Source organism: Herbiconiux gentiana, from assembly GCF_024978135.1.
Lineage (GTDB): Bacteria > Actinomycetota > Actinomycetes > Actinomycetales > Microbacteriaceae > Herbiconiux > Herbiconiux gentiana.
The window spans coordinates 274,119-284,967 of record NZ_JANTEZ010000004.1; the positions used below are offsets into that span (position 1 = coordinate 274,119).

Consider the following 10,849-nt stretch of genomic DNA (forward strand, 5'->3'; position numbering starts at 1 on the left):
GTCGGTGGTCGGGGTGCTCACGTCGATCGTCACAGGTGCCTCGGGGTGCTCGGGATCCGTCTGTCGTTCACAGGGTGCAAGCGCGTCGCCGGGTGCTTCATTCCATCGCCGCTCGACGCCCAGCCACTACGCAGAAGAGGCCCGGTCGGATGACCGGGCCTCTTCGTCTTGTTGCGGGGACAGGATTTGAACCTGCGACCTCTGGGTTATGAGCCCAGCGAGCTACCGAACTGCTCCACCCCGCGGCACAAGAAGAAACTCTAGCACACGATCGGAGTGGTGTTCGCCACGGCTACTGGGATGCAGCGATGGCGCGGTCCACCGCCTCCTTCAGACGGGCGTCGGCCTCGCCGTAGGCGGTCCAGTCGGCAGCCTTGAGGGCGGCGTCGCGGTCGGCCAGGGCCTGCTGCGCGTCGGCGAGGGCCTGGGTGAGGGCGGCGTCGCCGGTGAGGGTCGGTGCCGGGGTCGCCGTGCTCGGGTCGGTGGTGCCCGTGCCGGGGTCGGTGGTGCCCGTGCCGGGGTCGGTGCCGTCGGTCGGGATGGTGGACGTGCCGCCGCCACCCGTGTCGTCGGTGGGGATCACGTTCTCGTCACCCGCGTTCGCCCCCGAATCGCCGCCGAACAGCGAGTCGAGCGCTCCGTCGAGGGTGTTCTCGAAGGCGATCTTGTTGCCGAACGAGACCAGCACCTTCTGCAGCAGCGGGAAGCTCGTCTCACCGCGCGACTGCACGTAGACCGGCTGCACGTAGAGCAGACCGCCACCCACCGGCAGCGTCAGCAGGTTTCCGCTGATCACCTGGCTCTCGCCCTGGCGCAGCAGGTTCAGCGCCGAGCTCACCGCCGGATCGGAGGAGAAGCTGTTCTGCACCTGACCCGGGCCGGGGATCGTGTCGTCCTTCGGCAGCGTCAGGAGCCTGAGCTTGCCGTAGTCGCCCGACTTCTGCCCGTCGGTGCTGCCGGCGTTCGCGTCGACCGCGAGATAGCCGGTGAGCACGTTCCGGGAGCTCTCGGCCGACTGCTGGGTCGCCGGGATGAACGTCGAGTAGAGCGAGTACGACGGATCGTCCTGCGTCGGCATCTGCAGCGTCAGGTAGTACGGCGGCTGCAGCGTGGGGCTGGTCGAGGACGAGGTCGGATCGTTCGGCGTGGTCCAGGCGTCCTCCTGCGAGTAGAAGGAACCCGCATCCGTCACGTGGTACTGCCCGAGGATGGAGCGCTGCACCTTGAACAGGTCGGCCGGGTAGCGCACGTGGCTCATCAGCTCGCCGCTCATCTCGCTGATCGGCTTCACCGTCGACGGGTAGATCTTCTGCCAGGTCTGCAGCAGCGGGTCGTTCTCGTCCCACGCGTAGAGCGTGACCGAGCCGTCATAGGCGTCGACCGTGGCCTTCACCGAGTTGCGGATGTAGTTGATGTCGTCGACCGGGTAGGCGGGCGTCGGCGTGTAGGTGTCGGCGATCGACGAGCTGAGCGACTGCACCCGCGAGTACGGGTAGTTCGCCGACGTCGTGTAGCCGTCGACCACCCAGACGACCTTGCCGTCGACGACCGACGGGTAGGGGTCGGAGTCGATCGTGAGGTACGGCGCCACCTTCGAGACTCGCTCGGCCGGGTCGCGGTCGTAGAGGATCTGCGAGTCGTCGTTCACGGCGTCGGAAAGGAAGATCTGCTCGGACTGGAACTTCAGCGCGTAGACCAGGCGCTTGAAGATGTTGTCGAGCTTCGGCCCGCCGTCGCCCTCGAAGGTCGTGTACGTCTGCGAGGCGCCGTCTTCGCCCGACGGGTAGTCGAGCTCGATCTGGTCGGAGCCCTCCGGCCCGCCGACGATCGAGTAGGCGGGCGAGTTCTCGCCGAAGTAGATGCGCGGCTCGAAGTCGCCGAGCTGGCCCACCGAGGGGATGCCCGACTCGATGAACACCGGCTGGCCGTCTCCGGAGCGCTGGTTGCCGTAGGCCGCCACCACGCCGTAGCCGTGGGTGTAGACGACCGTCTGGTTGTACCAGGTGGCCGAGGAACCCAGGGCGTCGATGTCGATGTCGCGCACGGTGACCACCGCATCCTGGACCTCGCCGTCGATGTCGTAGCGGTCGACGTCGAGGTGGTCGGGGAACTGGTAGTACTGCCGGAACTGCTGCAGCTGCTGGAACGACTTGGTGACGAGGGCGGGGTCGAGGATGCGGATGTTCGCGGTCGTCGCCGCGTCGTTGCGGAGCGCCCCCGGCTCGGCGGTGGTGGTCGCCTCGTAGGGCGTCTCCTCGACGTCGGCGACCCCGTAGGCGTCTCGCGTCATGTCGATGTTGCGCTGGATGAACTCCTGCTCCAGCGTTCGCTCGCTCGGGTCGACCTGGAAGCGCTGCACCACCCACGGTGCGAGCGAGCCGAGGATGAGGGCGCTCACGATGAGCAGCGCGGTGCCGATGATCGGCAGGCGCCAGCGGCCGATCACCGCGGCCACGATGAACAGCACGGCGACGAGCACGGCGATGCCGGCGAGGATCTGCAGACCCGGGATGGTCGCGTTGACGTCGGCGTACGACGCGCCGGTGATCAGCCCCGAGCTGTCGGCGAGGGTCGCGAACTGGTCGAGCCAGATGCTGACGGCCTGCAGCAGCAGGTAGACGGTGGCGGTGACGGCCATCTGGATGCGCGCGATCTTCGAGATGCGCACCTCCCGCTGCGAGAAGCGGATGGCCCCGTAGAGGTAGCTCGTCGCGATGGCGGCGAGGCCGGCGACGATGACGACGGCCGAGGCGAAGCCCACGGCCCCGCGCCAGAACGGGAGGTCGTAGATGTAGAAGGAGATGTCGAGGCCGAACTGCGGGTCGGTCTGACCGAACGCCGTGCGGTTCAGGTACTGCAGTGTCAGCTGCCAGCGCGACGCGGTGGCGACGCCGGCGAAGAGGCCGAGCACGGCCGGCACGCCGAAGGTGGCGAGGCGGCGCAGCGGCTCGATGACCTGCTGGTAGCGGTCGAGCTGGGAGTTGAGCTTGGCGTAGACGGGGCGCCAGCGGAAGGCGATCTCGATCGAGGCCCACACCGGCACGGCCATGGCCACGAAGCCCACCAGGAACATCACACCGCCGGCGAGCCACTGCGTCGTGAGCACGCTCAGGTAGCCCAGCTGGTCGTACCAGAGGATCTCGGTGTAGAGGGTGGAGAAGACGAAGAAGAGTATGGCGAGCACGACCACGATCGCTATGGCGATCGCGAGAGTGACTCTCGAACGTCGTGCGGGCTTCTCTGCTGTTTGGGAAGTCACGTATGCCTCTGGCTCGCTGTGCGGTGTCCATCGATTCTAGACAATGGAATCCTAGGCAGGGCTGGCTGAGGGTATGCCCGATGCGACGGCGCCCCGGGCGCGCGGGCGCGGGTCAGCTGCAGGTCGGCAGGGCAGAGGTGTCGCCGCCGGTCGAGATGGCCTTCAGTGCGGCGAGCGAGTCGTCGAGGGTCGTGACCGCGAACACCTGCAGACCGTCGGGTACGTGCCCGACCACCTCGTCGCAGTTCGAGGAGGGGGCCAGGAAGTACCGGGCGCCCGCATCCTTCGCCCCCACCATCTTCTGGCGGATGCCGCCGATCGCCCCGACCTCGCCGGCCTGGTCGATCGTGCCGGTGCCGGCGACGTCCTTGCCGCCGTTCAGCTCCCCGGGGGTGAGCTTGTCGATGATGCCGAGCGCGAACATCATGCCCGCACTAGGACCGCCGACGTCGTTCAGCTGGATGTCGACGGTGAAGGGGAACTCGAAGTCGTAGCCGGCGCTGATGCCGAGGGCCGGGGCATCCGTCTGCTCGGAGATGACGGGGGTGATGGCGACGGTCTTCTCGGCGCCGCCGTCGGAGGGCTTCACGGTGAGCTGCGCGGGCGTCGAGGTGCCGTTCGCGGCGAGCGCGGCCCGCAGCGCGTCGACGTCGGAGACCGCCTCGCCGTTGACCGCCACGATCGCGTCGCCCGCGTCGAGCTGCCCGGCGGCGGGGCCGTCGGGGTCGAGGCCGGCCACCGTGACCTCGGTAGTGTAGGAGATGTCGAGGTTCGACAGGGCGGCCGCGACGGCCTCCTTCTGGCTGTCGACCATCTGGGCCGCGTTCTGCTCGTCGCGCTGCTCGGTGGTGACGGTGGGCGGGTAGACGGCCTCGATCGGGAGCACGGCCCGCGAGCTGTCGAACCAGGCCGAGATGATCTCGGCCCAGGACGGCCGCTGCTCGGGGGTGCCGCGCACCGAGACGGTGAGCATGTCGAGCGTTCCGGCCGTGGGGTAGGTGTCGGCGCCCTCGATGGAGATCAGCGGCACGTCCTCGCCGTCCTGTTCCTGGCTGCCGAGCGTGTCGAAGACGGGGCCCGGCTGCTCGATCACGTACGGGGCCGGGAGGAAGCTCATCACGAGGCCCAGCACGAGGGCGATCAGCAGCACGGTCCAGCCGGTGCGCACGCGGCGCGACGGGCGCGGCCGCGCGTCGTCGGGTTCGAACAGACTCACGGCATCCTCTCGCTGTCGGCACTCGGTGGCTGTTCGCCACGGGCGCACGCAGCAGCGCTCAAGCTTATGGGAAAACCCAGCCTGGGCGGTGGGCCACCGGTTAGCGTAGGAGCACTATCTGACAGCCCGCATGGAGGACACCGTGAGCGACGAGAACCGCGACCAGCCGGAAGACGAGTTCCGCGACATGCTTCGGCAGTTCCTCTCGGGCAACTCCGACATCGACCCGTCGAAGCTGGCCAGCGCGGCCGGTCTGCCGTCCGACCCGGCCGCCGTGTCGCAGCTCATGGCGCAGCTGCAGAACGCCATGCAGGCGTCGGGCGACGGGGTCGACTGGAGCGTCGCGACCAAGCAGGCGCAGGAGATCTCCGCCGCGGGCAGCCTCGCCGTCACCGACCAGACGAAGACGCAGCTCGACCAGGCGCTGCACATCGCCACCCTCTGGCTCGACGAGGTCACGGGCCTGTCCGACTCCGCGGTCGCCCCCCGCCTGATGACCCGCCAGGAGTGGGCGACCACGACCGTTCCGGTCTGGACGGAGCTGGCCGAGCCCGTCGCCGAGTCGATCGCCGACGCCCTCACCGATGTGCTGCAGAACCAGGCGCCCGAAGAGATGGCGGGCATGATCGCGGGCGCCAGCCAGCTGATGCGCAACCTCGGCGGCACGCTGTTCGCGATGCAGCTCGGCCAGATCGTCGGCCAGCTCTCGAAGGAGGTCGTCTCGGGCGGCGACGTGGGCATCCCGCTCCTCGAGGAGGGCCAGGCCGCACTGGTGCCGCAGAACATCGCAGAGTTCGGCGAGGGCCTCGACATCCCCGACGAGGAGGTGCAGCTCTACCTCGCCATCCGCGAGCTCGCCCACGCCCGCCTCTTCCGGCACGCGCGCTGGCTGCGGCTGCACGTCATCTCCTCGATCACCGAGTTCGCGAAGGGCATCTCGATCGACACCGAGCGCCTCGAGGAGCTCGCCGGCAGCTTCGACCCCTCGAACCCCGAGGAGCTCAAGCAGGCGATGGCGAGCGGAGCGCTCATCCCGCCGAAGACCGAGCAGCAGCAGCACGCGCTGGCGCGTCTCGAGACGACCCTCGCCCTGATCGAGGGCTGGGTCGACACGGTCACCGCCCAGGCCTCGGTGCGCCTGCCGCGCTGGAACTCGGTGGCCGAGACGGTGCGTCGCCGCCGAGCCTCCGGTGGCCCCGCCGAGTCGGCGTTCGGCGCCCTGATCGGCCTCGAGCTGCGGCCCCGTCGCCTCCGCGAGGCGGCGGCCATGTGGCAGCAGGTGACGGATGCGGTGGGCCAGGAGCAGCGCGACGCCCTCTGGTCGCACCCCGACCTGGTGCCCACCACGGCCGACCTCGACGACCCGGCGGCGCTGATCGCGCGACTGCAGGCCGGGGAGCCGGAGCCCGACGAGATGGACCAGGCGCTGGCGGATCTGCTGCGCGAGGAGGAGTCGCGGGGGGATTCGCCTCGCGGGGATTCGCCGCGCGGGGACGAGCAGCCTCCGGTGGTCTAAGACTTCTCCTCCACCTCACCGGTTGCCGGGCGGCTTCGTCGACCGGGCTGTTGATAACCGCCTCGGCGGGGCTCGGGGGCGACAGGATGCCCGCATGGCACTGCGTCTCTCCCCCTCCCACCCGCTCGTCTGGCGCACCCCCGACGAGCTCCAGTTCGGTGTCGAGCAGCCGCTCCTGAGGCTGCGCGGTCTCGACGAGCGGCAGCACTTCGTGCTCGGGTTGCTGCAGAAGGGCGTGTCGCGACCGGTACTCGGCGCGCTGGCGGCGTCGAAGGGCCTCGCACCCCCGGTGGTCGACGCGCTGCTGGCGTCGGTGACCCCGGCGCTCGAACGACCGTCGCCGCCCCCCGGTGCCGGGTCGCTCGACGGGGTGGCCGTGCAGGTGCTGGGGCACGGTGCTCCGGTGCCGGCGCTCGAGGCGGTGCTGGCGCGGTGCGGGGCCGTCGCTGCCGGCCCGGGGGCTCCGACCGCACTGGGGGTGGTGGTCTCGCACTACGCCACGGCACCACGGCGGGCCTCCGCGTGGCTGCGCGACGACGTGCCGCATCTGCTCGTCGAGTTCGGCGACCGCTCGGTGCGCATCGGTCCGCTGGTGGTCGGCGGCATTTCGGCGTGCGCCGCCTACATCGAGTTCGCCCGCGCCGAGGCCGACCCCTGCTGGCCGGCGCTCGCCTCGCAGCTCGCGAGCCGTCAGGCGCCGACGGCCGACGCGGTGGGCGCGTCGATCGCCGCCGGGCTGGCGGTCTCGGCACTGCTCGAGCACCGCACCCTCACCGCGCGGGGCTCACCTAGTCCATGGCTGGGCCGGGCTCTCCGGGTGCAGCCCACCTCGTTGCTCGGCCCTCAGGGCGCCACAGTCGAGACGATCAGTCCGCATCCACGCTGCGCATGCCGGTCTCTGCCAGGAAGCGCGACGCCGCCCTCGGCGCCCCCCGGCGGATGCCGGCCGCCGCCCACGACAGCCGCAGCCGTTCCCGGGCCCGGGTGATGCCGACGTAGAGCAGCCGCCGTTCCTCGTCGACGCCCTCGAGTCCCGAGGCGTAGGCGATCGGCAGCAGCCCCTCGGCGACGCCGACGATGAACACCGCGGGCCACTCCAGGCCCTTGGCGGAGTGCAAGGTGGCGAGCGTGACGGCGCGCACGGTGGGTTCGTGCTGCGACGACTGGCGCTCCTTCAGCTCGTCGGTGAACTGCCGGAAGGTCGTGCCGGCGGGCATGCTCTCGGCGAGGCCCATCAGGGCGTTCAGCGACTCCCAGCGGTCGCGCACGGCGCCGACGCCCTCGGGCGGCACCTGCGTCCAGCCGCGGGAGCGCAGCACGTCGCTGACCGACTTGAAGAGCGGCTCCTCCGAGATCGACACCGAGGCGGCGCGCAGCTCCATCACCGCCCGCTTCACGTCGGGCTGGTCGAAGAAGCGGGTGGCGCCGCGCAGCTGGTAGCTGACCCCGGCCGCCGTGAGGGCCTGCTCGAGCGGGGCCGACTGGGCATTGATGCGGTAGAGCACCGCGATGTCCTGCGGGGCGGTGCCGGTCTCGATCAGGCGGGCGATCTCCGCGGCGACGCCGGCGGCCTCGTCGAGGTCGTGGCGGTAGGCGGTGACGGTGGGGTCGGGCGCTTCCGGTTCGGGAGTCGGCTTCCCGTCACTTTCGATATCTCTCGCGGCGGAGTGCAGGGTGAGCGCGCCGGGGCGGCCGCGCATGAGGCGGTTCGCCGAAGCCACGATCGGCGGGGTCGACCGATAGTTCTGCTCGAGCGTCACCACCGTGGCGCTGTCGTGCCGGCGCGGGAAGTCGAGCAGGAACTCCGCGCTCGCCCCCGCGAACGAGTAGATCGTCTGACTCGCGTCGCCCACCACGCAGAGGTCACGGCGGTCGCCGAGCCAGAGCTGGAGGAGATGGTGCTGCAGCGGGGAGACGTCCTGGTACTCGTCGACCACGAAGAAGCGGTACTGCTCCCGCACCTGGATGGCGACCGACGGCTCGATCTCGATCATGCCCGCCGTGGCCAGCAGCACGTCCTCGAAGTCGAGCTGGCGGCGCTCGTCCTTCAGAGCCTCGTACTGCTTCTGCAGCGCGATCATCTGCTCGACCGAGAGGTTCGACGGCATCGTCCGCACGGTGCGGGCCTTCAGCTCGTAGTCGGCGAGCGAGAGGTTCGACACCTTCCGCCACTCGATCTCGGCGGCCACGTCGCGCAGGGTGGCGGTGTCGACGCGCAGGCGCAGGGTCTCCGCCGCGTGCGCGATGGCGCGGGCCTTGTTCTCGACGATCCGGGGCGCCTCCCCGCCGATCACCTGCGGCCAGAAGTAGTTCAGCTGCGACAGCGCCGCCGCGTGGAAGGTGCGGGCCGCCACACCGCCGGCGCCGAGGGGACGCAGCCGCGAGCGCAGCTCGGCCGCGGCGCGCGACGTGAAGGTCAGCGCCATCACCCGGCTCGGCGAGTACACCCCGGTCGCGACGCCGTAGGCGATGCGGTGCGTGATGGCGCGGGTCTTGCCCGTGCCGGCACCGGCGAGAATGCACACCGGCCCGAGCAGCGCCCGAGCCGCGACCCGCTGCTGCGGATCCAGCGCCTCCAGCAGCTCCTCCGACGAGGTGCCGATCATCCCTGTCCCGGGCCCGGTTCGACCGGGCGGTCGTCGGCGGCCGCGTCGGCCGGCAGCGCGACGGCCGACGGGGTGGTGCGCGGCACGAGCGGTCCGCCGTACCAGCGCTCGATGATCGCGCGCGCGATCGACGACGGCCCGGGCAGCAGGAAGCCGTTGTCGGGGTCGACGATCTCCTCACGGCTGAACCAGCGCAGGTCGATGATCTCGTCGCCGTCGGGCCGCTCGCCGGAGGCGCCGTCCTCGGCGACCCGCGCCATGAAGCCCACCATCAGCGAGGCGGGGAACGGCCACGGCTGCGAGCCGACGTACTGCGGGTCGGCGATCACCACGCCGGACTCCTCACCCACCTCGCGGATCGCCGCCGCCTCGAGCGACTCCCCCGGCTCCACGAAGCCCGCGAGCAACGAGTAGCGGTTCTTCTCCCAGAGGGCGTTCGACCCGAGCAGCAGCCGCTCCTCGGCGTCGACGATGCCGACGATCACGGCGGCGTCGGTGCGCGGGAACAGCTCGACACCCTCGACGGTGCAGCGCCTGACCCAGCCGCCGCTCTCGACCGTGGTCGTCGCGCCGCAGCGGGGGCAGTGGCTGCTCACGGCGTGCCAGTTCATCATCGCGAGCGCTTCGGTGAACACGCCCGCCGCGCTGTCGTCGAGATCGGTCGCCACGAGGCGGAGGTTGACCCAGGAGGCGCCGGGGCGTTCGGCGACGAGGGCGTCGGCGCGAGCATCCGGAACCGAGATCGCGAAGACCGGCGGCCCGGTCGGATCGTCGTGGGCGTCGAGCAGCACGCCGAGGTACAGGCGCACGGCGGTTTCGTCGGAGACGTCACCGGCGACCTCGTCGGGGCGGAGCAGCGCGAGTTCGGTGCGGATGCTCGGCGGGCGGTCGCCGAAGCCGTCCCAGCCCGAGGGCGCCGAGCCGGTCGAGGCGAGCGCGAGGCCGCGGTTCAGCACGAGCACGCGGGTGTCCGCCGACGACCAGAGGCGGTCGAGGGCGGCGGGGTCGGACCGGGTGTCGTGGTCCCGGTCGATGCGATGCCGCGATAGGGGCAACGAGGACGGGAAAGCGCGGGACATGGTTGACCAATCGTGCGTGGCGAAAGCCGGTGCGGGAGCCTGCCCGCCGTACCCTGGAAGGCATGGCGAGATCCCACTTCACTCTAGCCGCGCTCGCGACCTCGGCCGTCGCCGGGGCGGACATCGTCGCGACCCGCCCGCTGTCGACGAGCACCGTGGGCCGCTTCGACTCCGCGGTGGTCACGCTGCGCTCGGGCGACGAGCTGGTGGTGCGGGTGCCCCGCGACGACGACGCCGGCTCGGAGCAGTCGCGCGACCTCGTGGCCCTCAACGCGCTGACCCCGGGTGTGCGCTCGCGGCTGCTCTTCCATGTGCCGGCCTTCGTCGGCCAGACCCCCGTCGGCGACACCCGCGCGGTGGTCTACGACTACATCCCCGGCCGCCCCGGCTCGCTGGCCGACGTCGGCGACGAGGACAGCGCGTCCGACTCGATCGGGCGGGCGATCGCGGGCATCCACTCGCTGCCCACCTCGGTGGTGTCGGATGCGGGGCTGCCCTCGAACTCGGCCGGCCAGATCGCCGCCACCTCCCGCAAGCTCACCGACCGCGCCGCGGCGTCGGGCCGGGTGCCGAAGGAGCTGCTGACTCGCTGGTCGCTGGCCCTGGAGGACAGCGCCCTCTGGCAGTTCCAGCCGACGGTGGTGCACGGGGCGCTCGCGCCGGAGTCGTTCCTGATCGCGGCCGACCAGGTCACGGGCATCCTGAACTGGCACAACCTGCGCGTCGGCGACCCGGCGCTCGACCTGTTCTGGCTCAACTCGGCGACCCACATCGAGAGCGCCGACCGCGTCTACGCCGCCTACGCCCGCGCCGTCACGAGGCCCGCCGACCACCAGCTGCGCAAGCGCGCGCGGCTGTACGCCGAGCTCGAGATCGCGCGCTGGCTGCTGCACGGCGTCGACAGCCGCGACGAGGCGATCATCGCCGACGCGGAGAACATGCTCGCGGGCCTGCACGCCACCGTGCAGAACGACCTGCTCAACCCGCTGTCGACCGACACCGGCCAGATCATGGGGCTGGAAGACGTCGAGGCGCTGCTCGACCGCACCCCCGTCTCGGGCGGGGTCGCCGCGGGCGCCGCGCGCCCCGGCTCGGGCCTCGGCCCCCTCGCAACGGAGCACGCGAACCGCATCGCGGAGGACTGACCACGCTCCGCCCTCGGTGCGACCGGCC

Annotated in this window: 6 protein-coding genes and 1 tRNA gene; 2 read left to right on the forward strand and 5 right to left on the reverse strand. The window is 71.0% G+C overall.

Annotation, left to right across the window (positions count from 1 at the left end):
- Positions 1-171: 171 nt before the first annotated feature.
- The 3 genes from NVV95_RS11740 to NVV95_RS11750 all read right to left on the reverse strand — a co-directional run bounded on the left by NVV95_RS11740 (position 172) and on the right by NVV95_RS11750 (position 4,475).
- A tRNA-Met gene (locus NVV95_RS11740) sits at positions 172-245 on the reverse strand.
- Between the two features lie 47 nt (positions 246-292).
- A complete protein-coding gene (locus NVV95_RS11745) occupies positions 293-3,259 on the reverse strand; it encodes a UPF0182 family membrane protein (RefSeq protein WP_375163815.1) in 2,967 nt (988 codons plus the stop codon).
- A 112-nt stretch (positions 3,260-3,371) separates the two neighbouring features.
- On the reverse strand, positions 3,372-4,475 hold the full coding sequence (locus NVV95_RS11750) for a YlbL family protein (protein WP_259486729.1): 1,104 nt from the start codon (positions 4,473-4,475) through the stop codon (positions 3,372-3,374).
- Positions 4,476-4,605: 130 nt separating this feature from the next.
- Between NVV95_RS11750 and NVV95_RS11755 the strand changes: the two genes are divergently transcribed.
- Entirely contained in the window at positions 4,606-5,991 is a 1,386-nt protein-coding gene (locus NVV95_RS11755; RefSeq protein ID WP_375163816.1) for a zinc-dependent metalloprotease, read from the forward strand.
- An 866-nt stretch (positions 5,992-6,857) separates the two neighbouring features.
- Here NVV95_RS11755 and NVV95_RS11760 read toward each other — a convergent pair.
- Together NVV95_RS11760 and nudC are read right to left on the reverse strand one after the other, a co-directional pair.
- Positions 6,858-8,597, reverse strand: a complete 1,740-nt coding sequence (locus NVV95_RS11760) for an ATP-dependent helicase (RefSeq protein WP_259486731.1) — start codon at positions 8,595-8,597, stop codon at positions 6,858-6,860.
- Positions 8,594-9,676, reverse strand: a complete 1,083-nt coding sequence (nudC, locus tag NVV95_RS11765) for an NAD(+) diphosphatase (RefSeq protein WP_259486732.1) — start codon at positions 9,674-9,676, stop codon at positions 8,594-8,596. The genes NVV95_RS11760 and nudC overlap by 4 nt, the downstream gene beginning before the upstream one ends.
- 62 nt (positions 9,677-9,738) lie before the next feature.
- Here nudC and NVV95_RS11770 point away from each other — a divergent pair, with 62 nt between their 5' ends.
- Entirely contained in the window at positions 9,739-10,821 is a 1,083-nt protein-coding gene (locus NVV95_RS11770; RefSeq protein WP_259486733.1) for a phosphotransferase, read from the forward strand.
- The last annotated feature ends 28 nt before the right edge of the window (positions 10,822-10,849 follow it).

Excerpts from the sequence above, each read along its gene's own strand:
- NVV95_RS11760 (WP_259486731.1), bottom strand. The coding sequence starts at position 8,597 with ATGATCGGCACCTCGTCGGAGGAGCTGCTGGAGGCGCTGGATCCGCAG.
- NVV95_RS11770 (WP_259486733.1), top strand. The coding sequence starts at position 9,739 with ATGGCGAGATCCCACTTCACTCTAGCCGCGCTCGCGACCTCGGCCGTC.
- nudC (WP_259486732.1), bottom strand. The coding sequence starts at position 9,676 with ATGTCCCGCGCTTTCCCGTCCTCGTTGCCCCTATCGCGGCATCGCATC.
- NVV95_RS11755 (WP_375163816.1), top strand. The coding sequence starts at position 4,606 with ATGGAGGACACCGTGAGCGACGAGAACCGCGACCAGCCGGAAGACGAG.